We start from the raw sequence: 24590 nt of genomic DNA, 5'->3' as shown, positions 1-24590 counted from the left end.
GGAAGAAACGCATGGCGGCCAAGAGCAGGGCCGAGATCGCGCAGGAATTTGCGCAGAATTCGCTGAGCACCGCCCCCGTGATCATCCTCGGAAGCGGCGCTTCGGCGGCGCATGGTGTGCCGGGTATGTGGGCCTTGGCGGCGCATTTGTCTGCGGCTGCGCTTCCTCCCGGATGGACAGGCGAAGAGAATGCGGAATGGACATCTTTCCTTGGGCGACTCAAAGCCGGCGTTGACCTTGAAACTGCGCTGCAGGCAGTCCGCCCTACCGAACGTCAAACGCAGTTCATCGCAGGCGCGACCCGGGAGTTTCTGCTGCCTTTCGATCTGGCCGTTCTTGAGTCGCTATTGGTCGATCGGCACGCCCTGCCGCTCACCAGGCTCTATCGGCACGTGTTCGACAGCACGCACACGACTATTCACGTCGTCACGCCCAATTATGACCGGCTCGCGGAGTATGCCGCCGACGCGGTCGGTGTGAGCACGTTCACAGGCTTCAATTATGGTTATCTGCAGACCCGGGCACGGACCCCCAACACCCGCGTGACCGTAAACGGGCTACCATCACGGACGGTGGCGATCTGGAAGGTCCATGGGTCACTCGATTGGTTTCAGGACGCCGCCAACCAGATCGTCGGCGTGAGAAGTGCGCTCACTATCCCGGCGAGCTACGCTCCGCTCATGATCACGCCCGGCATTGACAAGTATCGCCTGACCCATGTCGAGCCGTTCCGCACAATCCTCAGCTGCAGCGACAAAGCGCTGGAAACTGCTCGCTCCTATTTCTGCGTCGGCTACGGCTTCAATGACGAGCATCTCCAGACCAAACTTATCGAACGCTGCAACCGCGATTCCATACCCCTGGTCGTAATCACGAAAGAGTTGACGACCACCGCCAAGGCCTTTCTGACCGGCGGCCGTTGCAGGCGCTATCTCGCCATCGAAGATGGTGCCACTGGGGCGCGCGCGTATATGCACGATGCGCCGGCAGGTTTCGACCTGGACAAGCCACTTTGGCGTCTCGATCAATTTCTCGATCACGTAACAGGAACGCGCCCATGAGCATCCTCAACTTTGCCGATGAAGAGGCGCTCGGTCGCGTCCAATCGGTCGACACCGCAACCGTGATTGTTCGTGTCGACGACATAGAGGCGTTGCGCGCACTGCAGGTCAATCGGCTGGTCGCACTCCAGAGCAGCATGGCAGGCCACAAGCTGATCGGCGTCATCCACAAGATCACGCGCACCGCGCTCGAGGAAGCAAAAGTAGCGGACGTGGAAGGTGCCGACGAGGCCCATCCCGAGGTCAATCTGGTCCGTATCACGTTGATTGGCACACTGCTCGACCGGGACGGGACACGCGCCAACGTATTCCGGCGCACGCTCGAAACGGTTCCGGAAATCGATGCATGCTGTTTCGCGCTTGAGGGCGAACGGCTGACCCGCTTCATGGGCGTCATCTCCGAGGTGACTGGGGGAGCCCAGCGTCTGTCGCTTGGCGCCTACACTCTCGATCCCAACGCCGAGGCTTACGTCAACGGCAACAAGCTTTTCCAGCGCCACGCCCTGGTCGTGGGCAGTACTGGCTCTGGTAAATCATGGACGACCGCACGTCTCCTCGAACAAGTGGCCGAGCTTGAGAGCGCCAATGCGATAGTGTTCGACATGCACGGCGAATATGCATCCATGGCCGGCAAAGGTTTCGTGCACCTTCGTGTCGCGGGTCCGGGCGATATTGACGCGGGCAAGGGTCTCGCCGACGGCGTGCTTCATCTTCCTTACTGGTTAATGAGCTACGAGGCGCTTGTCTCGATGTTCGTCGACCGCAGCGACCAGAACGCGCCAAATCAGGCCATGGTCATGTCCCGCGCGATCGTTGATGCGAAGACTAAATTTCTGACTGCCGGAGGCCATAGCGAAGTCCTCGCCAATTTCACGATCGACAGTCCCGTCCCGTTCGCGATGGCGTCGGTACTTGCTGAGCTCAATCGCCTGAACACGGAAATGGTCCCAGGCGCTAGAACCGAGAAGCAAGGCGACTTTCACGGCAAGCTCAGCCGCCTGATTCAGCGCCTCGAAGGCAAGCGCACAGACCGCCGACTTGGGTTCCTGTTTCCGGCCGCGGGCGTTGCCGATAACTATAAGTGGCTAGACGAAGCCGTGACGTTCTTACTGGGCGGACGCGCCGCCAAGGGTGGTCACGGCGGGGTGAAAGTGATCGACTTTTCAGAGGTACCCTCGGACATCTTGCCGCTGATCGTTGGCATGGTCGCGCGCATGGCCTTTCATGTGCAGCAATGGAGCGCGCAGGGCGCCCGCCATCCCGTGGCGTTGTTCTGCGACGAGGCGCACCTCTACATTCCCCAAGATGCCACCTCCGGCGCTGCTGAGAATGCGATCGCAACCTTCGAGCGCATCGCCAAGGAGGGCCGAAAATACGGCGTTGGCCTCGTTGTGATCAGCCAGCGGCCTGCCGAGGTGAATCGTACCGTCGTCAGTCAGTGCAACAATCTGATTGCCATGCGGCTTACCAATGGGGACGATCAGGCGGTGGTGCGCCGTCTGTTGCCCGACAGCCTTGGTGGGTTCGGTGATCTGCTGCCAGTACTCGACACTGGCGAGGCTCTGGTGGTGGGCGATGCTATTTTGTTGCCCACGCGTATTCGGATCGCCAAGCCGGTCAACGAGCCGCTCAGCGGCACGATCGAATTTTGGGATTGCTGGGCCGGTTCAGGGGCTGCAGCCGCGCTCGACAAGGCCGTCGAGAGTTGGCGTCGTCAGACGCTCGTCAAATAGCAAGTGTCATGCACTGATCCGTGAAGGCGGCGCATGCGACTATCGACCCACCACGACCCTCTGGTACTTCGGGGGCACCTGAGTGTCGTCATCTGTCATAACCGCATCAGATCACCGAAGTCCGACGACAGCTTTCGGCGCCGCTCGGAAAGTTTGATTCTGCGGCGCTTGGCACACCGAGCACACAGCACTGAGTTTATTGATCGGGACTCGCGGTGTTTCTAACCAATGCATCGCCGATCAACGCGTCTGACAGAGCCGTGATTGCTTTCAGCCGCTCCAGACGCTCCAGCCATTCCGCTTCTTCTTCGGCCTTGCGTTGGGCGGATCGGGTTTCGTGAAAAGCGCGCATCGCCTCAAGCGCACCGCGGACGGGCAGGCCAAGATCGTCGGCTACCTGCTCACATTCGTCTTTGGCGATGCTCTTGCCGAGACTATCCAGAGACGCCAGCCGCGCTGCAATCTGGGCAGCCTCTCGATCGGCACGATCCTGCTCAATGCGGCGCTGATTCAATTGAGCGGATCGCACAGGCCGTCCAGGCGAGTCGAGCCTCGCTTGGTGATGATCGGCTTGTGACGTCGTCGAGCTCCGTCGACGATTGAGCTATATTCCTTTGGAAATCCAAGGCCGGTTTCGATATACTTGATGAAGCCAGTGGGAACCTGGAAGAGCGTGAGACTTGGCATTGAACCAAATGACGTCCTTGATGGGCAGCGGTTCGGGATTGCTTGAGCCATTTGTAAATGCCATTGGCCTCACACTGGACCCCCTCTTAAAGTCGGTGTGTGTTCACGACGCTCCCCAAGTTAATTCCGCCGCGGGGCCCGATAGTCCCTAGTCCAATGGGACTTTGGCCGGCCCATCGAGCGATGGCAAGATAGTCCGAAAGAGCCTCAATTAGTGCGTAGCCTGCCAAGATTGTACAACGAGGCTTTGATGATTGACGAATTGAGACCTACCCAATCGGCGCCGATTAGGGCTTTCAGCGAAGGACATCATGTTCGCGCTATCGAAGTCCAAACTCAGCAATCAAGGCCGGACGCGCCGCCAACAGCATCTCTAGATGACTTTCCGGCCACATTTCGATCCTGAGCGCCCGGTCCGCTTGCCCCTGCTTTTCGATGGCCGCCACTGCGTCCGCCGTAAAGCGGCCGCTTGTTGCGATAGTGAGTACATCGACGCGCGGCGGCTCCCACAGGGCCATCTGCTCCTTGAGGAGAGCGACATCCGTTGGCGAAATGCTGCGCTCCAGCCAGTGCTTGCATTGGATAATGACCCGCGCGCGTAAATGGCCAGATAGCCCATCCTTGGCCACGCGGGTGACGGACAGATCCCGCCCCTTGTCGGCGGCGCGGGTCTGCGTCAGCCATTCCGGATTCTCGTAGCCTGGCTCGCATGCAATTAACGAGAAAATCAGCCGTTCGAACTGTTCTTCGGTCAGCTTCGCCCAGTTGAGCTTCGTCGGTATCGGTCCAGACGGCTTGCTCGCTATCAGCTCCCGGAGATCGCCGACATTTACGGCTATCGGGTCATCCTGACCATAAAGGCTCTTTCGTAGGCTCGCCTTGGCGGCCGGCCAGTCAACATGTTCGACATCATCGAAGTCACAAGCCTGCCCGAAATGCAGATGGCGGCCCATTTCATTCCAACGATCGGGGCGCGGCATACTGCTGCCCATTAGCGTAGTGATTTCCTTGAAATGGGTGCGCAGCTCGGCAAGTGCGGCTTCGGGGATCGAATCGCGCGGTTCCATTGCTTCGATGGCAGGACGAGTCGCCCGGATTAGCCGATCGACTTGATCGATTGCGTCGTCAAGGGCGTGTCTTATTAGTTGGCGGCGCTTGCGGTTGAACCTGAACCGATATTCGCGAAGTTGACGGGAAGGCTCCTGTAGGCTGTTTTCAAAACTCGCTTCGGCGGCGGGCTCCATAATTTCCGCCAAATCAAACCTGATCTGCGCAATCTCGTCCAGATCGAAGAACTCAAGCTTGAGCTGCCAGCCGTCGATAGCGGGCATGTGCTCGAGAATTGCAGCCGCTGCACGGCATTTGTCTTCATAGGCTGGGTCCGAACAAAATGAAATTCCGGTTGGAATCAAGCTCTCAACATCGCCGCAAAGTCTTTCAAGCTTCGCGACATTTGCTTCTATTGCCTCGAACTGTTCGAGCGCATCGTAAAGAGTAGGTTTTTTCATTGCGTTGCCCCCAATTCAACTTATCGCATCACATTCTCAAAAATCACACGGGCAACTAGCGCGCCAAGAGGCGGCTGATACGCTCGTGACCGTCTCGATATTACATTTTGGCGGGCTGAGGAGCACACATAATCCACATCCAGTCCCGCGCGAACCGCCGCGTGCGCCATCGCTAACACAGGCTGATCGGCGAGCGGCTGGGAACAGAACTTTGGGGCGTGAACGGTATCCTCGATGCAGACGCCGATACAGTCGAGGTTCGATTCCGCTCAATCAAGGGGCGAATGACCACACTGCAGGCGTTTATGGATGGTTCGAGCTTGCGCGACGATGTTTCTATCGTGCGGTTCTCGAAAGCGCGCGCGGCACCAATCCTGGTGCGGTATCGATGTCAACGACGTACATGCGGCCCAATCATCCGGCGTCCGCGGGTTTACCGAAAACAGATAGGGAAGCTTTCGCCTGGATTTGCGAATTGCCCCGCTCGATCGGACGAGTCCACAAACCGCTTTCCGCAATCAGCTGTCATGGACATTGCCGGAAGGTACCGACGACTCACACCGGCTCAATGCGAGACACCATCGCGAGACTTAGCTGGGTTGTCCGAGGAGATCACTGAGACCTCGAACAAACGCGATTAAAAAGCTCGCGAGTATCAGCGCGAGACCAAGGATGGTCCACACGAAGTCTGCGACTTTCGGCGATTCGATTTTTTGCCGGATTGCACCTTCGATCGATACTTTTAATCGACCGAGGCGCCCGGTTGCTTCGACTTGTTCGACCTGCGACTTCCGATGACGCAGCCAGAAATCTCTCAGCCACGGCACTGCAATGAATATTGGACTCGCGGCGCCCAGAAAATCTTTGAGTGCGTCCCACCAAGAGTACCCCATCTACTTCAGGTTCTCATCGACAAACCCAGACTACATAGCCATAGGCATGTGAGCCGCGAGTTCTAGATCATCGCTGGACGCAGCAACCCCAAGCGTTTTGCCGCATGCAACTGAAATTCGTTCCATCAAATCCCAAGTTGGTCCTTGGATTCCGACTCCCGATTCAATTTCGCTAACCCGAGCTTGGCTTACGTCCAGCTTTTCTGCCAATTGAGACTGTGAGAGTCCGGCATCCTTGCGCATGGCTCGAACTAACTCACCAGCACGCATCGCCGCGCTCGATAGTTTCTTTTCAGTTGCAAGGCCTGGATCAGCATGTTCGATTTTTTCCACAAGGTCGGCGAGCGAGCGACCGCGCCCCTTGCTGCTGACCTCAGCAACGGCTTGCGGTCTACGTTCGTGGCTTTTTTCGACTTTGAGTTTGACCATTGCAGCCTCCACTCTTCATACAAACCAAACTGAAGCTCGCGCATTCAGTATTCCGGTCTTCAATGCACTATAGTCGTTGCCATTCCAGGAGGACCCTCCAGCATACATCGGCACGCCATGCTCAGCCGCGAGCATCAGCGTCACCGCCACGTCGCCATCATCATCAATTTCGACAGCGAAGATTGCAAACTTGTTCGCTCCGACCGCTTGGAACATCTCAATGCCCCTATACGTACAGAAGGGCGACAGATCTCTGGCGTCCACCGCTCCGCTGTGAATTTTCTGGAGGTACAGCAGGACCTCGCAGGCGAAATCGTGCCCAAGTTGCTCCAACTCATCAGCCGCATCTCCCAAGTGGGGATCTTCGAACGAAACAAGCATATAGGGAATTCCTTATATTTTGTCAAGCCCATCAGCACTGCCAGTTCAGCGTGAGATGGAGAAAGGAACCAAAAAAATACACGCCCCAACAGGGTGCAACTATAGGGCGCTTCAGACACGGGATACCCGGCCGAGCCTACTATCAACAAGGGGCTCGTTGACCCACATGAAGCTGCCGGAACCCCCGAGTTCCCGCGCAAACTCAGCAGATTCGTTGAACGGGGCCGCTCAAACTTGATGGGAATTCAGTCTGTTGACAGAGTTATCCGCGAGTCATCCGGAAAACGTGACTTGGAAGAGACGCGAAACCGAGACCGGAAACTCGATACGAAAAAGCCGCCGCCTGCTACCGGCGACGGCCATAATGCTGCATTGCAGCAATTAACCCTGTGAGCCGACGATTTTGTTTCCAGACAAGACGAAGGTTTTGGCGTTCACGTCGGTATCCCGGGATCCCTTCTTCTTCGCCCGCACCAGGGTGGAGTGTTCAGACGGCAAACCGGAGCCGCCGGAATCTGCGGCATACTTCCGAGCAACTTTACTCCATTCCTGAGCCACTCGGTCTGGCTTGGGGGGCGGAGCATTGGAATCAAGCCCCTTTGGGGGTGAATCCAAGGGTTCCCAATCTTCGAGCGGGCCACTGAAAAGGTCTGATTTTCCCGCCATGATGTCACCTTTGCGAAACGGGGTTCGTTGCCATCATATATTCGTTCACCAGCCTAGTCCAAGACAGGTAAATTGTCTCAGAATCTTGTTTTCGATCGCGATTTCCTCGATTTTCGTTCGCCCGTGAGGCATGCCTTTTATATAATCGATCTTGGCTTGAAAGAGCGCTTCTGCGGGCCGCTTTCCCGCGTTGACGTGCTTCCAGAACGCTGAATGCATGGGGGCACCGAAGAAGTTGAGGTCCCCGTCCATTGGCGAGTAGTGCGCGCCGGTACACCCCACGAAAGCATTGGCCCCCGCCGCCAGGAAAGAGAGCGCGACGGACTGCGCCGGGGTGACCACTTGGATCGGATCGCCGGCCCTATATACCGCGGCCCGCGTGCGTACGGTCAACGCACCCCAGCAGCATCCGGCGAATATGATGGCTCCGCAGGGGTCAGGAACGTTGTTGACCGTCATCGCCTCAAGCATGTCGCCTTGCGTCTCGCCCCAAAAACGCGAGGTGTCGGTGTCTGAGCCGTGAAGCATGAGGTAGATGAGCTTTGCCGATAGATTACCGGGGATTGCTGTCGAATGTACTTGTTCGGATGTAAGCATCTGTTCGGCGCCCAGAACGCCTGAATAGATCTGGTCAGCAAACGGGCGCACGAAATTCCGCAAGCCGAAGCGGTTCGCTGGCGGCGATGCGCCGGGTTTGAACGCTGCCTCCACAACGCGGGCCGTGTGACCGTCGGGGATTCTGGAGACCGGCACGTCAGCCAAATGGTCACCATCCAGGTCTCCATAGCTCTGGTCACTCCAGACAATGAAGTTATCAGGATCGTTGCGAGCGCTTGGTCCGATACTGCCGCGCAAGCTTGGAGGGAGCGTGTCGTATCGCTCGGATGGAACGACGTCATAGCCTCCGACAATGACGACCCCCTTCACAGAGGCATTGCGAGCTTCCCGCTGGATCGCAGCGAACGCATCGGATTCCTGTGCCAAGTCCACCATCGGCTGCGCCGGGGCGATCGCACTGAGGATTCCAGCTGCCTCCGCCTTGCCAATGTTCTCAGTCAGACGCTCTGAATTTGTTACGAACAGAAGGGGCGGCAGGTTGGGAGGAATCTTTTTTTTTCCAAAGTCGTGTTGTCCCGCACCTAGTGCGGCGCCTGAATCGGCTGGGTCGATCTCAACCGTGATCGTCACCTTTGTCTTGGTGTGCGGGATCCTTGCGATGACTTCCACTTCCTCACCCGCGATCTGGCGCACGACGGCCTCGCCGCGTTTCGCTGGGGGTTGAGCAGGTTCGGAAAGGACGGGCTTGGCAGGTGGCGGGGGTTGAGGCCCGCCCGGCTCTTCATTTTGCTCCTGCTCCGTTGGGGCGACATCCCTTGCATTGGGAGCCGGATCGTCGAGGTCGCCTTCGGAAATGCCGACGTTAAGTTTGGCGCGCACGAAGGAAACGGTCATGACCCCGTTTTTGTCAGTTCTTGCCCAGTGATACTTATCGCTGATGCTTTCGAGCAGCTTCAGCACGCCGGGGTCCGGGTGGCCAGGGTCTCCCCTGCCCGTCGAAATTCCGAAGGCTTGGGCCTCTTCAAAGGCTTTCAGGACCTCCTCGTCAAAGCCATTATATGACGCGTGATGCGGCAACTTGACGAACTGGTATGGCCCGCCCTTCTTGATCTCCTCAATCATGGAGGCCATTTCTTTGTCCAGCCCGGGGACCTCAGGCACTGCGAGCTGCATGTCGCCGGTGAGCAGGATCCTCTGCCCGGTCTTGCCGAGACTGAGGACAATGCTCTGATCGTTTAAGGCAGCGCCTGGGCCGACTCTGTCCAAATACTCCTGGATGTCGTCGACGGCAGCGTCGGCTCCCTTCGCGCCGGAGGCGGAGAGCAATTTCTTGTAAATATCCGCAGCCTGCAGGGCGGCGTCGGTATGTCTCAAAGCGTCGCTCGCATGTCGGGCTTTGTTTTTCAGCCTCCTGAGCTCGTCGCTGCAAATCTTGAGGTGATTGGCGCTCGGCCCGAGAATTTTCAAATTGAAATCCGCGAAGTCTTTCTCGATCTGAGTCACCTTGGCGGATGGGCCGGTGTAGCGTACGATCTTTGTCCGATCGGTCTTCAGTTTCGTGAGCATCGCCGAATAGTTCGCCGAAAGATTCGCGGCATCTGCGAGGAATTGGTCCAATGCTGGACCGTCCAGTTCGGGTTGGGGCTCCTCGACGATTGCAGCCACGACCTTTGCCGTTTCGGCATCCATCGGGGCATCCTCACCATCGGTTGGAAAACCGAGGTTCTCATCGGCCACCAGCGCTTGCTCGAAGGTGATTGTCCCGTCCTGTACTAATTTCGGCAGGCATCCGATGTGGTCTGAATGGCAATGAGTGACGACCAGCAGGTCGACATTGAACGGAGGCTTACCGAGCACTTTAGAAATCTGATCCGGGATAGACGGAGTATCTCCGCTCGATTTCCAATCTCCCGGATGCGCTCCGTCTATGAGAATGCTTCGATCGCCCTCTACGGCAAGAATGCAGTCTCCATAGATTTTCGAACCCATATCCAGCAGGTACAGCTTCATCAAATGCTCCCCTCGCAAACACCATGATGTTGAGGCGGCCAGTGCCTCAGCTATCTGGAAATACTTTCAGCTTCAAATCTCGATACAATGTTGCTCAAGACAGTTTCGTGACGCGTGTCTCTCGCCCCGCTCACTGTCTAGCCTACATCCGCCTAGCAAGCTCATCACGAGACGGATGATAGCGCAGTCAGCACACTTGCGAGCCGGCGGCGATGGTTGTATCGTAATATAACTGCTACTTACTTCAAGTCATTGTTGCATTTCATTCGTCAAGCCCGCGGCAATCTTCGCCGCGAGAGAGACGCATTGCATGTTTCACAACCGCAATTGTCGGTCAGTTCGGACGGCTGACTTCAAGCAAGCGCTAGAGAGATGACCGAGGAAGCGGATCAAGAACGGCCGCTCGCGCACTTTGCGATTGCGGACGTCCTGGAGGGAGCCAAGCTGGAAGGTGGGATTGGCCTTTGCCTGTCCGGCGGCGGGTTTCGCGCCATGCTTCCCATCTGGGAAGTCTGATCCGGCTCAACGAGTTGGGCCTATTGAGCAAGATAGATCGAGTTTCGAGCGTCTCGGGCGGGTCAATAGCCGCCGGCATACTTGCGTCTGGGTGGCCCGATCTGCGATTCGATTCACAAGACGTCGCAACAAATTTCCACCACGCTGTCTCTCGCCTGTTCTGCGGCTTGCCCGTGTCCGCGTCGATGTACCGTCGATAGCTCTTGGGTTGCTGCCGCTCGTGCACGCTGCAAATGTCGCGGCGTGGTTCTACGACCGAGCTGTTTTTCGTGGGAAAACTCTGCAGGACTTCTGTACCGCAGTCGCTTCCTGGTTGGCTCGCACAATGAGGAGCTCGACGTCAGCGACGTGACCTGGCTATCACCATCCGGCGAGGAGATGACGACGGAGCAATGGCAGGACGGCAATACCAAGTGCTTCGGGATGCTGCTCGACGGACGCGCGCAGGAGACCGGAATCAAGCGCCGCGGCTCTGATGCGACCATGCTGCTGGTGTACAACGCGCACCACGACGTCGTGACCTTTACCTTGCCGGCCGTAGCCGACGGCCTTAGCCGGTTGGGCCTGATCGACACCAACCAGCCGGACGCGCGGATGGTCGAGTTCGAGTTCGGGCATGCCTACGCGGTGACCGGGCGATCCCTGTTGGTCTTTGGGCTTGCCAATGATAACATCGCGACGCGCCGCCTGCAGCAGGGTCTTGGCGCACTGTTGGATGTCGCAGACACACCTCTGTCTGGCTAGATAGACCAGTCTGACACGACCGATCAGCGATCCACCTCGCCGGGACACGATGTCGAGCCCCCCAGGATCGCCGAGATCTCGGCAAGAGATGCGCCTTGCCAAGGAACTCCATATGCGGGTTGAGGAGCATTTGGAACGCCGCTTCAAAGCCGGCGTTCAATGTCGAAATTGGAGGTTCGGATGAAACATCGTTTACTCATGGCTGCCGCCGCCGCTGCGATCGTGGCGAGCTTCGGCGCTTCGACCGATGCCGTCGCACAGGATCGCTATTGCCTTCAGGGCCGTATTTGGGGTTATCCCGGCAATTGCCAATTTGCGAGTTATGCTCAGTGCATGGCGAGCGCATCTGGAACGAACGCCTATTGCGGGGTCAATCCGCGCTATTATGCACGCCGTTATAGAGGATACCGGTAGGAGCTGTGGCTGTCCTAGCTGTATCACTCCACTAAGCCGAGCCGCATCATGAATCCGGATCGATGCCTTACCGCCGTTGTCTTCTCCGGCGGTCTGGGCCTTGGTGCCTATCATGGCGGAGTGTTCGAGGCCTTGACCGGTCTCGCGCAGCCGATCGACTGGGTGAGCGGTTCATCGGCGGGCGCGATCACGGCCGCCCTGATCGCGGGAAGCCCAAGTGCCGATCGACTGCGGAATTTGCGCAGCTACTGGCATGCAGGCGGTCCGTCCGCAAGGACGAACGAAAATCGCCATCTTTTCGCGTGGCTGAGCTCGATCAATACGCGCCTGTTCGGCCATAGCGGGTTCTTCCAGCCCCGGCTGCCCCTTCCGGCATCTCACTTCAGCGGCCTGTATGATCTCAGCCCTACACGAGAACGCCTTCGCCAGCTGATCGATTTCGGCCGTCTGAATGATGGTGATCCCCGCATCACGATCTGCGCCACGGACCTCGAAAGCGGCGACGCCGTGATGTTCGATTCTGCGTCGGATCGGATCGAAATCGATCATATTCTGGCGAGTTGCGGATTCATCCCTGAATTCGCTCCGATGCAGATCGCCGGCCGGTGGCTTGGCGATGGCGGGTTCTCGCTGAACGCGCCATTTGATCCGATTCTCGAGACTCCTGCCTCACTCCGGCTCTACGTCGTCGATCTCTTTGCGCGTGACGGTCAGGTGCCTGACGGACTCGAGGCTGCGGCCGAGCGCAAAAGCGATCTGACCTACGGCAACCAAACCTTCCAGCGCCTTGGCCACGCCCTGGAAGCGCGTCAGCTTCGCGCCGAGCTTCAGAGCCTGGATCACAACGACCGGGTTTATCTCTTGAGCTACCGGCCGGGCCGCGAAGAAGCCGGCCCCGAAAAATCCTTCGATTTGTCGGAAGCTGCCATGGCGCAACGATGGCGCGCCGGGTTTCTGGACATGCACCATGCCGCAAGCCGGGCTACCGTCCGAAATGGGATCTGCAGCGTGCGGCGATAGCAACGTTCCTGTACACCCAGTAAGCGAACCCCCTCTAGGTCTCTCGGTCGAGGCGTTGGTGGATATCCCGAAGAAACCCATGAGATCATCATCGGCAGCGATGCCACCCGTCGATGGCAATGGTCGTGATGACCCAGTTGCCAATATGGTTTCTAACAAAATTGACCAAATAGATGTCTCGGTTTCGGTAGCTAACTTTCTCAGGGATCCAGGCACCCGAGCTGTGCAACAGGTGCCCGCTCCGTAGGGCAAGGGCGTCGAACGTATTTCGGCGCTTCGTGGGTGGACGACTAGATCAATGCGCCCGCATAGAAGCACAAGTCGCGGAGCGCTGCACATTGCAACCAGCATAGCCATTGCAGGTAGTAAGCTGCTCGATCAGAATGACTGAAACATATTTCGCGTTACTTCGAACGATCTGTGTTTGACGTCGTCTATCCCAATGGCAAGTTTTCATCGACTTCGTAGTGCAAGTCATATTTTGGGGTGGGTCATCTCCAGTATGCGTCAGATTTATACTTGTGCTGTTCTGAATGAACGACGCCAAGCGCTTGTGGCGGAGCTGAGAGAAGTGGAGAAGCTTCGAAGTAAGCTCCGACACGTTGAAGCGAGAACAATCGGCAGAAGCCGGCGTGTTAAACCGGGCAGCAGAGCAAGAGCCGTGAACTAACTTGGCGGCGAAATGGGCCGTCTATTCAGGCGGATTCGCTTCCGTCCGACGTTGCACCTTGAAACACAGCAACGAGCCGATCACCTTCCCAAAGCTCCACGTCGTGCTCGCAACACATTTGCTCGGCTCGACGTCTCGCCGCCTGCTCGTCAATGCAGTCAAGCTTTGCGGCGCAGATCACTCGCCGGCTGCTGTCAACCACGAACACTTTGTACCGCATGCTGGCAGTCCCATCCAAAAGGGGACCGTCATCGTAAATCGAATGTCCGTCTAAAGGCAGCGCCAAACCATGTGCGGCGCGCGGAACCTTTGTACGTGTGGCAATTCGGCTATATCAACGTGAACTCATCGATGCCGCGGTGGGCGCGTTAGATACACCGCTTCACTGTCGGTAAGTTCGTGGATGTCACGATCCCGGTCTGCAGACCTAGCGAGCATTGCCCCTCACGCGAAATTAAATGCTCCGCCATGATATTACCGCCGTCAGGCCTTTCTCCCTGCTACCTCCACATTTAAATGTGGATTGTACGGTCATTATTTAACTGGTGGCTTGCCTGCTCCTTCATTCCCGACTTGTCTGCCTGGGCCTTCTCCCAAACTCGGATCGAGCCATGGACGCCGCGCATTTTAATTCGCTCTCCCTTGACGAGCTCTGGACACTTCACCAACAGGTCACCGCCAGCCTCACTCAGAAAATCTTAGTGCAAAAAGCACGATTGGAGGAACGGCTCCACAAGATTGGACTGGCCGACGACGCCGCACGCTTCGATCGTAAGCGCCGCCCGTACCCGCCCGTTCGTCCCAAATATCGCAATCCGAAGAACCCGGCGGAGACATGGTCGGGTCGCGGCAGGCTGCCTCGGTGGCTCCGGCCGCAGCTTCGAGGCGGCCGGAAGTTGGACGATTTCCTAATCGACCAGGCTTCGGTTCAAAAACGGCAGACAAATTGAGAGCCGCAGCCGCGATCGCGTTGAAGAAGCCAACCCCCATCCTCGTTGGGCGATGATGCGGCCGAAGCCAGGCCTTCGAGCGCGCCTAGAGGATCGCTAGGAGCGACGGTACGAGTTGGATGGCGCAGGAGCTTAGGGAATCAATTGCACGACCGCGGCTGAGGTGAGCGCCCGTAGTTGTCCAAGCTTGCGAGCTGCGGCTCAGAGGCGGGCCTCATCCTGATGTGCTTATGCTTATGCCCCTCTTGTGCGGCCAACCTCACCTTATCGTGCGCCTTCACGAAGTGAAGGCCAGCCATCAATTCTGGTAGGCGCCCCACGAGCGGTCTTGGCGCTACAATCCGCAGCCCGTGAGCTTGACGACGCTCCCGGGAAGGCGAGGTGGTAGCTTTGTTAGGCAAGGCAGGCCACCGAAGTTAGCGGCGCGTGGCAGGGACAGCGCTTTTCAGGGCCGACAAAGCGCCGAGTCACGTTGCCGCTAACTTCCACTTTGGTCCGAGTGGACGGTGACCATACACGGCACAAGCGTTCGCCCGCCGAGCTGAGGCGCTCGGAGCGGATATTGCACGCTGACCAGATCGCCTTTCGGGGCCTCACGAAGGCCGACGCAACCGCCTATTGCGGTTGCTCCGAGGACGCGTTCGACACATGGGGTCAAGAAGGACGCGGTGCTAGGCCGCGATACCCGGCACTCAGAGCTTGGATCGCAATGCGATTGACTGGTATCTGGACCAGGCGTCTAGGCTAACTACCGGGGAGACCGCGTCGAACGACCCTGACACAGCGCTGGCAGAGTGGCGGGATCAACGTGCGGGCCGGTGATCATCAGGGACACTCGACGAGGAGCGAGAGAACATTGTCGGGTTGCATGTCGTCTGCCGTCGTCTTGATGTACTTGTGCCCGTTGTGCGTGGCCCACACCACATCAACCCTGCGGCCGTTTTCTTCGACATAAAACTCCCATTCGTCGCTCTCGATATCTTTGATAGCCTGATCGATGGATCGCTTCCACGGCGTTCCGTCGGGGTTTAGTCCGCCGACATGTGTGATTCTTTCGTGAGGGTTCTTTCTGCCCGTCTTGTTGGTGCAACGAATGCGTGCGCGTTTGGCCATCGGGTCTCTCCTAGATCTGCAGGCAGCTTAGACGAAGGTAGTTGATCAGGGCGGCCACCAATCCTGGTAGGCGCCCCGGAGCCCTTCTCCGCGATACAACGTGGCGGCACTCGGAGGATTGTTGAGGAGAGGCTGGTCCGAGCGCCGTCATTTCGAGGTTGGCCAGCGCGAATAATTCCCGTTCGGAACCATGGCCAGGTCAGGTTCTCGAAAGCTTGCCCGACTACGGAGACCTGTTCAGGTGATCCTGGAGGTGAGGTGAGCGTGGACCTGCAAGATTTTAACCCATTTCATGCACCAGCTTGGTCGCAGGTGCAGCACGCCGTCTCGGAAGAGCCGCAGACCAGCCAGGCCGGGCAAGATGGCTTTGAGCAGCACTTGGCCAAGCCAAGGCAGGCCGATCCCGCTCCCGTCGGCGGTGGGGGCTCCTATCCCCATCTATCTACAGAAGAACGGGATCTTATCGACAGGGCGATTGCTCAATATGCGGCTCAGAAAAACCCACAACCGAACACGGCCGCGGCGCCTTTCACCTTCGTCGGGAATACTGCGATTTTATCGCCCTGCCCGAGCCCATCATTGGGGCCAACCGTCTGGTGGCGCCCCATTTCTTGGCGAGGGCCGATCCGCCCCACATGGCGCCGGGGTTGGTTGCTTGTACCGAGTAGACGCGAGTTCTCTCATTGGGAAGGCTCTTCTACCATTGGTTGATCTAGCAGAGGTTGTGGTGGGAGATAGCCGTGGACGAAACTAGCCTTCGTGACTTTGACGAACCGATGTCGCCTCAAACTTGGCGATCATGGAAAGCCTGGACCGACCATCAAGACTCAGAACCGCAACCCGAAAAGGCTCCCTCTCCGTTGTGGCCGCTTGCTCTTGTGATTTGGTTTCTGTTGGGATTCGTGGCTTTGGCGAGCTGGGTCCGGACTTAGCCTCTTAAATGATCCGGATCAGCCTGTTCGCAACGATGGTTGGCGGAATTCTGAGAACAGGCGCGCTCTTGCCTCCCTGTGCGGTATCAGTAAACGTGACGGCACCACGTGAGTGCCGTGTTGTTCAAGTGCGGGCACGTGTCTTGGGGACGTCCCCGCCCGATAAACTGACTGAGCCAACACCGCCGTCGATATCAGGCGTGTATTCACGCCCCACCTCTGCGATCTGCATCGATTGGGCGCATGGCCGGTCAAGCGCCGCGTGATAGAACGCCTCGCGCGAGCTGCCCGCCGAGCATTTGGAATTGCAGCCAACTTGCTTCTTCACCGACGTTCGGGATAGACGCGAACGCGCTGGCGTCCTTCGCTTTCCACCAACTCGCCCCTGTAAGGCACTCCGCGGATCTCGAAATAGGTCGGGCGCCCGACTTCGGGCATGATGCGCTGGCCTTCCAGGACGCGGACGAGGTAGGGCGGAAGGAATCGCTCTCGGTGCTCCCATCCGCCGCGGATCAGATAGCCAAGATCGACTGCACCTTCACCGGATTGCGATGCTCTAACGATCTGCGGGGGACGATGGAGCGGCTGGGAAGGGCCAGCTTCATTGATCCCGCCGGCGCGCTGGTGATGAATGAGGCGAACATCCCTGCGCCCGCCTGGTCCAAACGTCGCCGAATAGCGCTCCCCATTGATCGCAAACTGACTTGGCCCGAACTGGCTTGGCAACAGATTGATGTTGCCCAATACATCGATCAACACGTCTGAAGCCGCCTGGGAGCCGTGGCGCCAGTCCGCGCCAACGATCGCTCCAATATCGCGCAGTTCCTGAGTGCCTCCCGGCGGTCCCGCGAACGCCGACGCTCCGGCAAATTCAGGCGGTGGCGCAGAGCGCGCATCGTCGCGCAAGTCGTACGGCGTCGGCGGATCCAGATCGACGAAGGAATCGAGACCGCCGTAGATGTTGGACGACCGAGGCCTCACGGACGATGGCGATGCGGGTTCTTGCATCTGCTGCCCAAACCAATCCCAGGCTCCCTGGCTCGGGGTGGCTGGCGTCGCAGGAAGTTCGAGCGGCAGATTGGGCTGCTGCCCCCAGTGCGGCACTGGCACGGGTGAGGCGGGGCCGTGGATTTGCTCGCCGAGCCAATCCCAGGCCCCCGCGCTCGGCGTCGCCGGCGTTGCGGGAAGCTGCTGCAATGAACCGGCCTGCGATCCGCTGTGCGGCGCTGGCATCGAAGAGGCAGGTCCGTGGATCTGCTCGCCGAGCCAATCCCACGCTCCCGCGCTCGGCGTGGCTGGCGTTGCGGGAAGCTCCTGCGCAAGGGTCTGTCGAGCAGCTTCCCCGGAAGGCTGGCCCGCGCCCTCCGGAGGCTGCAATCCGAGCGCCCTGTTCGCCTCAAGGATCTGTTGATACTGGCCAAGCCTGACCAGATCAGCGTTGATCTTGCCGTCCTCGGTTTCCTGCTTGTACTCCTCGACATCTCGGGCGAACCCATCGGTGAAGAGGCGGCCGGCCATCGGCTGCCTGTCGTGCGTCTGCAGCCACTCGCTCAGCCTGGACAGGCGGCGAGCTTGCCTGTCGATCGTCTTTGGCTCGACCCTCTGTGTCGCCTTTTCCGCCGCGGCCCACCGGCCGATGAGGGTTGCGTCAGCGCCATGAGGAACTAGGCGACGGACATCGGCTGCCAGGGTGTTTCCGGCACCAACTTCACGAAGCTTCTTCAGGGCCGCCTTGATGCGCCTGCCGCGGTCCTTTGCGTAAGTGTCGACGTCCTCATCGAGCTCAGCTTCCAGCTGGTGGTTTTCCACCTCCGGATTTTCCAACTGCGCGTTTTCCAGTTCCCGCTGAATTCGATCGGCAATTGACGGCCTGCCGGCCTCGCTCAGGCGCGCGCTCAAATGGCGCAGATCGGTTGCCGCATTTTTGATGGTGCCGTCGCTGAGGTTACCCTCCGCCTTGTTTCTGAAGTCTTTAATGAGCGCCTCATCCTCCGCAGAGACCCCGCGCGTCCGGCCCGGCTGCCTGGCGTAATCAATTCGTAAATTCGTCGAAAAGACGTCAGATTGCCCCGCGTCGCGCGACGACTTTCCGCTGCTGCTCCCGCCAAGGACCTTGCCGATTCCCGACGTGAAGCGTGACCATAATCCGCGGCTTTTTCCGCTCTTGGCCGACGCGGCAGACTCTGCGTCCGGAAAGCTGTAGCGTGCGCTGCTGAACAGATCATCTCGCAAACTGGACTGCGGCACTTGCGCGGAAGCTGCAGGCTGAAAGCTGGGAATGTCTACGCTACGGCGCGTGCCGCCTAGCGCACTCTCCCTAAAAGCGGAGTGCGGCGGCACCCGCATCGAACCGCCGAAATCGTCCCGCCGGACTGCTCGACCACCTCCTGCGGGAGCCCGATCAGGCGAAGCTGACTTCGTTTCATCAGACGGATCGAGATTCAGATCCTCCAGCCGCCGTTCAAAGTCACCCTGCTCGCTTGGGCTGCTCGCTCGCTGCCCAGTCCGCCGCTGCAGGGCGGCGTACTCCCGCATCCAGGCTCCTGAATCGATGAATGGGTCAACCGGATCCATCCTGCTCTCCTCATGTTTGTATAGACCGGCCTGGATTACGGCCAGGTAGCAGCTCGTTCAGCAAGAATCAGATTCTCGATTGTTGTAGCCGCAACCTTTCGAAAAGCTGACGAGATCAGGATATTGCTGCGCGCAAGACCGGCCTCGCATCGGCACCCGCCTGACGACAGGACGGGGTCGCTCCAATTTTGCCGCACCTCTTCGCCGGCCCCCTGTGCGAGCCGACGAAATTCGTTGACCGATATAACAATGGATCGCCTGTCGATCGTGCGCCGAATTCAAGCATCAAGGCGGGGCTCACGTAGCCGCTACCAGTCTCCAACGGATCATACGTGACGAGCATCTTGTCGTCCTTGGCATCAACTTTGGCGCTGAGTCTTGTCATCTTGCAGGCGCTCAGTGATGACGGACAACGTCTTTTCCTTGACGCAGACCGGGAGTCGTTCTCGTGTCTTGGGTTCCACCTTTTGCTTTGACTGCGGTTCTGAGGGACCGAATTATCCTCGCTTGTGTTTCACCAGTCCGGAACTATCGCTCGAATCCGTATGTGAGATCCACGTCTTCCATGAAACGGCGAATTGCGCCTTAAGCCTTCGAAAGGGACGTTCCGCCCAGTGGCGACGAACAAGCGCGTTCAGGCATCAAACCGCCAAAACGGGAAGATGTGCAGGCCGTCGTAAGTTCGCAGCAGTAATGCTGAGAGCCTGTGGGCGCTCGGGATCGGATAGGTTTAAAATTTATCCAGCGCCCAGTTCGCTTACGGGCCTGACAAAAGCCAAGCCGGCAATGAAGATCCGGCAGACTTCAATTCGCTCGCCTCAATCGGGCTCAGTCTTTGACTAAGGGACCGCAAGGCTTGTCGTGCAGTCTCGGGACCGACCCGATCAAGCGCGCACGATCTCACCTGCACGACGGTTCGGCCATCGTAAGCTGCCAACGCGGTGCATGCTTGAACTCCACAACTTGCTTGCCAAGATGCAGCTCGCGGGAAGGACCCGAAGTCAAATAGGCCTGCCGAACAGTTAAGCTGCCTCGTCAAACCGAGCTGGTTGGCTGCGGCAGCGCCTCCGCAACCGATGGTTTCACCGCGGCGCGCCTTGGTCTGCTCAACAACTTTTTCGACCGACGGAGCTCTCGTCTCGAAGCGGCTTTCGACCGGACGCAGAAACGCCCTCGCCTCGCGCGCGGGCATTTTCGTCGCTCGGCAAGACCGAAAGGCCCTGATCGACGGCAGCGCACTTTCCAAGGTGCAAAAGCACCTTGGCAGCGATGGGCGAGGCTTCACGATCGATCTTTAGATACCGCCGCAGAGCAATGATAAATATCTCTGCGGCGGTTTGGGAGCCTCATAGTTCGAGGCCACGTTCTGCGAGCACACGGTGCATGACCTCGCGTTTGATCTCGCCAGCGATCTCGTTTCGGACTTGGGCTCCGAGCACCCGCTCGGCATCCGGATCGCCTAGAAGACCATGCTCGACCAGTCGCTGATCCAAGCGGGTTTGAAACTCCTCGCCCATGGCTTCGACGAGCCGGTCTTGCATCGCTTCATATTCGTCCGGAGCGATGCGCCTCAGCACCGTCTCCCAGGGTTGCCAGCGGGTTGCTATGTAGTCGGTGAATTGGGTCGCTTCCTGCTCCCGAACCAGGTCCAGCGCCTGCGCAGTGTCATCCGGGGTTACGTGAGAGACCGTCAGGAAGCGCATGTCAGGGGCGATGTGACTGAGCTCCAGCGGCTCGCGCAGCAAATGTTGATAGGCCAAGTAGACTTCGACGTCGTCTATGTTCGGGTCGACGCTGAGGAGCGAGTTGACCCTGCCGCGCGCGATCCCGTCCAGCGCCTCCAGGCGGAACGCAACGCGGCCGCGCTGGATCAGTTCGCCAAGCCTATCATCATACAACCCATCCTCGACGTCAGCATTAAGGCGCGCGGTCTGCATACCGTTCCAATGCAGAGTAACACGATCCTCGCAGCTCGCGTTGGCCTCGGAAGCCTGTGTGAAGAACTGCTCGCGCAATCTCGGATTGGTCGCCGCCTGCCGCAGATCATCAGCCGCGGCCCGCCGAAACTCGTCATTGCCATAGTTGACCGTCCCTCGTAGCCTTTCTAGGAACCGGGCGTAGTCTTGGGCGCCTGGCTCATCCGCAAAGTGCTGCCATTTGGCCAGTGCCGCCGGATCGTCTCCGAGCCAGTGCGCGGCAGCCTCGTACAGAGGCAGCTGCTGAAGATGCGGTGCCGCGAGGTGAGCGCGGACCTCGTCCGGGAATGGGTTATCGCCGAACGCGAGGTTCTCCAAATACGGATAGTTAAAACTCCTCGATAAGAGATCCTCGGGCAGGCTGGTCAGCCGGTTAGCGCTGAGATTGAGCGATTGAAGCCAGCTCGGAAGGGGTTCGGGGAGGTTGGTCAATTGATTGCTGCTGACATCGAGTTCAATGAGACCCGATGGGAGCGACTCGGGAAGCTCGGTCAGCTGATTGCCACCAACCGCGAGCGAGGTGAGGCTACTCGGGAGAGCGTCGGGCAGGCTACTGAGTCGGTTGTTGTTTGCGTTCAGGATCCCCAGCCCCGCCGGGAGGTTGTCTGGTAGAGTGGTCAACCTGTTATCGCTCACATCGAGGTGAGAGAGGCTCGCCGGAAGAGCGTCCGGCAAACTGGTCAACTGGTTGTGGCTAATAAGAAGTTGGTTGAGACCGGGTGGGAGACCAGCGGGCAGGCTGCTTAGCTCGTTGTGCATGGCGCGCAGTCCCAGCAGCCTCGGCGGCAGGGCGGCGGGCAAAGCGGTCAGCGAGAGGGATGACAAATCTAATGAATGTGAGCGCGTGTTGTCCGCAGCCCTAATTCGCGAGCGCCCCTGTCGCCGATTCTCGGCTTCGCCCTGCCCCTCTTCGGCAGCCCAGTTTTCGAGGATCCGCGCGCGCGAGGAGGCGGGGGTCCGATACCCTGTCAAGGCTTCGACCCAATCCGCCACGGCTCGGTTGAAGCCGCCGAGGTAGCTTTCCTGCTCCCCCTCGTCAAAAGTGTCCCCGGAGGAACCTGCGCTCCGCTGTGCCTGTCCTGTGTCCATCAATTTCTCCATCGTAAGAACAAGGATACCCCCGCTTCTCAAGCTCGCGAAGCAGGTGGTTGCGTAGCGCAATGAACATTCGAGAGCCTGTGCACGTGCGCTGCGGCTCCCGCCCGACTTAAGTGCGTACAGCTTCACACGAGCCCGACCGCGGCAAATGGATCGATACTGCTGCGAGTTTTCTGCCTTTCGTTGACCGGATAAGTCCGATAGGACAGCCAACGGGGTAGCGTATCTTCTGCCGTTAGCAGGCCTACCTGTCGATCAGCTGACGAGTGTCGCTGCAGAATCTCAGAGTTGCTCAGTTTGCCAATGATGTGCGCGCGATGAACTCGCTTATCAATTCATCGTCAGACAGAACATGCGTTGGATCGATGGCTGGATCGAGGACTACCTCGGAATCGGCGCGACGATCGATGACGTCATGGTCCTCGTTGCGAAGTGGCTGGCGAATCGAAAAACGATCGATGCACTCCGCGTCACCGCTGCGGCCATTGTTCATGCCGGGCGACGAAAGGACATTGACCTACTCGATGTCGCCGTCGCACCGCAAGAACTGGCCGATGAAATCCGTGCCAATACGGAATATGCGGTGCGCCGCCGGACGTTGGTGTAGCGAACCTGAACAGTAATGGTGACGTACATCCGTCCGTTTTTGCACACGTGCGTTGACACCGTGGGTCCCTACAAGGGACGGCACAATCGTGCCGAGACCGTCAACCTCCTCGTAGCTCGTCCAGTTCCCGTAATTGTCCCAGAGCTCATCGAAGGTGTTATCGAGCTCGATGACGTACTGACTCAGCGAGTTCTTTGACCCCAGAAATTCTTTGAATTTCGGCGCGGCATCGATTTCCCTACCCAGGCCGTTCATGTGCCCAAGCAGGTAAGATGCGAACCTCATGATCCGCTCGTATTCTTGGCAAAGCGATCTGAAGCACTTTATACCGTCGTAGTCCTCGGCGAACGCCTCCATGATAGCTGCGGTTCGGCCCTCGATGCAATCCGGCTGCCGTGCCAGGGCCGGTATGCACCCGCTCCAACAGCGAATTGTTCGAGCCTTTGCTGGGTAGGCTGGTGAACAGGGGGCTTCGTCAGCGGCCCGCCGCCGCTGGGACTTGCGTTGATCCGTGAACGAGCGGTTCCGAATGCCCTTCAAATCGCGACAATGCGCTTTCTGTTTCACCACGCGAGACGGAAGAGTTTCCAAGCTTCGAAAGAAGATTCAGAAGACGTCGCTCGCTTTCGTGGTTGCGCAGATTACCGCCGAGCAGTGCCTTCGCTTGGCTTTTGAGAGTACTCACCCCGTGCCATTGAAGACCTCCATGTGCAGAACCCGACAGCAAATTTCGATTGGGTCGATCTGAAATCTCAAAGAGATGATGGCCTGAATCAACTTCGCGAGTCCTGGCATGTCAATTGCTAGGAAGTGCCCGCTACATCATGCCACCAACTAGACGCAAAGGCCGAGTCAGACCCGACTTGCCGTCCAAACCAAGTCTCTAGCATAGAAGCGGCTCTGTTAACTGCCGCTCCGTCAACGGAGCCAGGTCATGTTGATCGACACATCCGAAATCTTCGACTCCATTCGCATCAATAAGCAGGAAGCGCAGGAGCGCCAGCCCGCGGCGCTATGCGAATGGCCTGGCTGCCAGAATAAGGCTACCCATCGCGCGCCCAAGGGCCGCGACAATGCGCGCGCCTATTGGCACTTCTGCATCGACCATGTTCGCCAATACAATCAGTCCTACAACTTCTTCTCCGGAATGGACTCGGAAGCAGTCGCGCGCTACCAGAAGGACGCGCTGACCGGCCATCGTCCGACCTGGAAGATGGGCGAGAACATCAGCGCACACGGCAGCACTGCCAATTTCGAGGACGACTGGCATACCCTCTGCACGCTCGTCGAGCTGAACGGACGCGCCGGTGCCCGCCACCGCGCGAAGGCCAAGCCTGAGGCGCGCAAGATTTTCAATGTCGAGGGCAAAGCGTTGCAGGTGATGGGCCTGAATGCCAATGCAACGCTCGGCGATATCAAGGCGAAGTACAAGGTGCTGGTCAAGCAGCACCATCCCGATGCCAATGGCGGCGACCGCTCCACGCAGGATCGCCTGGTCGAGATCATCAAGGCCTACCAGTACCTGAAGACCGTGGTGCGCTAGAGCTAGCCCGAACATCTCAGCGGGCCTCAACGGCGCATTGGAAGTGGAGGACGGAACCATCCAGAGCTTCGCTCTGGCTACGCGGGTAGGTTGACTTCCCGGGCTAACGCTTTCGGGCGACCATGGCGGACAATCGACACGATGACCGGTTCGTTTCGTTCCGCGCAGCGGTCAGGAAGAAGGGCCGGAAAAAGGGATGCGGCAAGATCCTGCGCAAATGGCGGCTGCATCGGCCCAGCGGTGAGTTCGTGGAAATGCCAAACGGCTCCTTCCACTCCTGACGGCTGAGTCGCCCTACCGCCGGTTCCACCTTCGAAGCTCCAACAGGAGTTGCGGACGATCGATCCCTCCGTTGTTCGAGAGGCAACACGAAGTACAAACCTTCCGGGGACACTCGTTGGCTGTATGGAAAGGATTTCGGCGCAGAAGCGACCCGTGCCAGGCCTATTCGCTCGGTGGCGCCGGATCAACGATCGATCACGAGAGCCCGATGCATCGCGGGGTTCA

General features: G+C 58.6%; 17 protein-coding genes and 2 pseudogenes. 9 read left to right on the top strand and 10 right to left on the bottom strand.

All coding sequences use genetic code 11. The features are described 5' to 3' along the window. Positions 1-11 precede the first annotated feature (11 nt). Together BLV07_RS14095 and BLV07_RS14090 are read left to right on the top strand one after the other, a co-directional pair. Positions 12-1061: an SIR2 family protein gene (locus BLV07_RS14095; protein ID WP_091886300.1), complete on the top strand. Its 1050-nt coding sequence runs from the start codon at positions 12-14 to the stop codon at positions 1059-1061. Then, positions 1058-2794, top strand: coding sequence for an ATP-binding protein (locus BLV07_RS14090; protein ID WP_091886297.1), 1737 nt, complete (start codon positions 1058-1060; stop codon positions 2792-2794). Before BLV07_RS14095 ends, BLV07_RS14090 begins: the two co-directional genes overlap by 4 nt. Positions 2795-2990: 196 nt before the next feature. Here BLV07_RS14090 and BLV07_RS46165 read toward each other — a convergent pair whose 3' ends face one another. From BLV07_RS46165 to BLV07_RS14060, 6 genes are all read right to left on the bottom strand, one after another. Then, positions 2991-3308: a hypothetical protein gene (locus BLV07_RS46165; protein WP_143035413.1), complete on the bottom strand. Its 318-nt coding sequence runs from the start codon at positions 3306-3308 to the stop codon at positions 2991-2993. Between the two features lie 493 nt (positions 3309-3801). Continuing rightward, positions 3802-4989, bottom strand: a complete 1188-nt coding sequence (locus tag BLV07_RS14080; RefSeq protein ID WP_091886291.1) for a restriction endonuclease — start codon at positions 4987-4989, stop codon at positions 3802-3804. A gap of 923 nt (positions 4990-5912) precedes the next feature. Then, positions 5913-6311 carry a helix-turn-helix transcriptional regulator gene (locus BLV07_RS48315; protein ID WP_091886285.1) on the bottom strand — a complete coding sequence of 133 codons (399 nt, stop codon included), beginning with the start codon at positions 6309-6311 and terminating at the stop codon, positions 5913-5915. 15 nt (positions 6312-6326) lie between these two features. Further along, on the bottom strand, positions 6327-6692 hold the full coding sequence (locus tag BLV07_RS14065; protein WP_091886282.1) for a hypothetical protein: 366 nt from the start codon (positions 6690-6692) through the stop codon (positions 6327-6329). Between the two features lie 381 nt (positions 6693-7073). Next, a complete protein-coding gene (locus BLV07_RS46160) occupies positions 7074-7358 on the bottom strand; it encodes a hypothetical protein (RefSeq protein WP_143035412.1) in 285 nt (94 codons plus the stop codon). Between the two features lie 45 nt (positions 7359-7403). Then, complete coding sequence (locus BLV07_RS14060; protein ID WP_091886280.1) at positions 7404-9926, bottom strand: MBL fold metallo-hydrolase; 2523 nt, start codon at positions 9924-9926, stop codon at positions 7404-7406. A 372-nt stretch (positions 9927-10298) separates the two neighbouring features. Here BLV07_RS14060 and BLV07_RS47490 point away from each other — a divergent pair, with 372 nt between their 5' ends. The 5 genes and pseudogenes from BLV07_RS47490 (at position 10299) to BLV07_RS14035 (ending at position 14240) form a co-directional block, all read left to right on the top strand. Beyond that, positions 10299-10442 carry a hypothetical protein gene (locus tag BLV07_RS47490; protein ID WP_176945524.1) on the top strand — a complete coding sequence of 48 codons (144 nt, stop codon included), beginning with the start codon at positions 10299-10301 and terminating at the stop codon, positions 10440-10442. Positions 10443-10730: 288 nt separating this feature from the next. Further along, a pseudogene (locus BLV07_RS14055) lies at positions 10731-11186 on the top strand (glycogen debranching protein GlgX); the annotation flags it as partial. A 180-nt stretch (positions 11187-11366) separates the two neighbouring features. Beyond that, entirely contained in the window at positions 11367-11600 is a 234-nt protein-coding gene (locus tag BLV07_RS14050; protein ID WP_165405751.1) for a DUF3551 domain-containing protein, read from the top strand. Between the two features lie 48 nt (positions 11601-11648). Continuing rightward, complete coding sequence (locus BLV07_RS14045; RefSeq protein ID WP_091886274.1) at positions 11649-12620, top strand: patatin-like phospholipase family protein; 972 nt, start codon at positions 11649-11651, stop codon at positions 12618-12620. A 1281-nt stretch (positions 12621-13901) separates the two neighbouring features. Beyond that, positions 13902-14240, top strand: a complete 339-nt coding sequence (locus BLV07_RS14035; protein ID WP_091886271.1) for an H-NS histone family protein — start codon at positions 13902-13904, stop codon at positions 14238-14240. A gap of 825 nt (positions 14241-15065) precedes the next feature. Here the strand turns inward: BLV07_RS14035 and BLV07_RS14030 are convergent. The 4 genes and pseudogenes from BLV07_RS14030 to nopM all read right to left on the bottom strand — a co-directional run bounded on the left by BLV07_RS14030 (position 15066) and on the right by nopM (position 21924). Further along, complete coding sequence (locus BLV07_RS14030) at positions 15066-15353, bottom strand: DUF3892 domain-containing protein (protein WP_091886268.1); 288 nt, start codon at positions 15351-15353, stop codon at positions 15066-15068. Positions 15354-16609: 1256 nt separating this feature from the next. Then, entirely contained in the window at positions 16610-18859 is a 2250-nt protein-coding gene (locus tag BLV07_RS14020) for a hypothetical protein (RefSeq protein WP_244551099.1), read from the bottom strand. Positions 18860-19616: 757 nt separating this feature from the next. After that, positions 19617-20184, bottom strand: a pseudogene (locus BLV07_RS50330) (DUF6088 family protein). A gap of 21 nt (positions 20185-20205) precedes the next feature. Then, complete coding sequence (nopM, locus tag BLV07_RS14005) at positions 20206-21924, bottom strand: T3SS effector NEL-type E3 ubiquitin ligase NopM (protein WP_176945523.1); 1719 nt, start codon at positions 21922-21924, stop codon at positions 20206-20208. Positions 21925-22285: 361 nt separating this feature from the next. Between nopM and BLV07_RS46155 the strand changes: the two genes are divergently transcribed. Then, positions 22286-22540, top strand: coding sequence for a hypothetical protein (locus BLV07_RS46155; protein ID WP_143035411.1), 255 nt, complete (start codon positions 22286-22288; stop codon positions 22538-22540). Between the two features lie 934 nt (positions 22541-23474). Beyond that, positions 23475-24083, top strand: coding sequence for a J domain-containing protein (locus BLV07_RS13990; protein ID WP_091886254.1), 609 nt, complete (start codon positions 23475-23477; stop codon positions 24081-24083). The last annotated feature ends 507 nt before the right edge of the window (positions 24084-24590 follow it).

Source organism: Bradyrhizobium sp. Rc2d (genome assembly GCF_900099855.1).
Classification (GTDB): domain Bacteria; phylum Pseudomonadota; class Alphaproteobacteria; order Rhizobiales; family Xanthobacteraceae; genus Bradyrhizobium.
This window is presented reverse-complemented; position numbering and strand designations above follow the sequence as displayed.

Excerpts from the sequence above, each read along its gene's own strand:
- BLV07_RS48315 (WP_091886285.1), bottom strand. The coding sequence starts at position 6,311 with ATGGTCAAACTCAAAGTCGAAAAAAGCCACGAACGTAGACCGCAAGCC.
- BLV07_RS47490 (WP_176945524.1), top strand. The coding sequence starts at position 10,299 with ATGACCGAGGAAGCGGATCAAGAACGGCCGCTCGCGCACTTTGCGATT.
- BLV07_RS46160 (WP_143035412.1), bottom strand. The coding sequence starts at position 7,358 with ATGGCGGGAAAATCAGACCTTTTCAGTGGCCCGCTCGAAGATTGGGAA.
- nopM (WP_176945523.1), bottom strand. The coding sequence starts at position 21,924 with ATGGACACAGGACAGGCACAGCGGAGCGCAGGTTCCTCCGGGGACACT.
- BLV07_RS13990 (WP_091886254.1), top strand. The coding sequence starts at position 23,475 with ATGTTGATCGACACATCCGAAATCTTCGACTCCATTCGCATCAATAAG.
- BLV07_RS14080 (WP_091886291.1), bottom strand. The coding sequence starts at position 4,989 with ATGAAAAAACCTACTCTTTACGATGCGCTCGAACAGTTCGAGGCAATA.
- BLV07_RS14095 (WP_091886300.1), top strand. The coding sequence starts at position 12 with ATGGCGGCCAAGAGCAGGGCCGAGATCGCGCAGGAATTTGCGCAGAAT.
- BLV07_RS46155 (WP_143035411.1), top strand. The coding sequence starts at position 22,286 with ATGCGTTGGATCGATGGCTGGATCGAGGACTACCTCGGAATCGGCGCG.
- BLV07_RS14035 (WP_091886271.1), top strand. The coding sequence starts at position 13,902 with ATGGACGCCGCGCATTTTAATTCGCTCTCCCTTGACGAGCTCTGGACA.
- BLV07_RS14065 (WP_091886282.1), bottom strand. The coding sequence starts at position 6,692 with ATGCTTGTTTCGTTCGAAGATCCCCACTTGGGAGATGCGGCTGATGAG.
- BLV07_RS14090 (WP_091886297.1), top strand. The coding sequence starts at position 1,058 with ATGAGCATCCTCAACTTTGCCGATGAAGAGGCGCTCGGTCGCGTCCAA.
- BLV07_RS14060 (WP_091886280.1), bottom strand. The coding sequence starts at position 9,926 with ATGAAGCTGTACCTGCTGGATATGGGTTCGAAAATCTATGGAGACTGC.
- BLV07_RS14020 (WP_244551099.1), bottom strand. The coding sequence starts at position 18,859 with ATGGATCCGGTTGACCCATTCATCGATTCAGGAGCCTGGATGCGGGAG.
- BLV07_RS14045 (WP_091886274.1), top strand. The coding sequence starts at position 11,649 with ATGAATCCGGATCGATGCCTTACCGCCGTTGTCTTCTCCGGCGGTCTG.
- BLV07_RS14050 (WP_165405751.1), top strand. The coding sequence starts at position 11,367 with ATGAAACATCGTTTACTCATGGCTGCCGCCGCCGCTGCGATCGTGGCG.
- BLV07_RS14030 (WP_091886268.1), bottom strand. The coding sequence starts at position 15,353 with ATGGCCAAACGCGCACGCATTCGTTGCACCAACAAGACGGGCAGAAAG.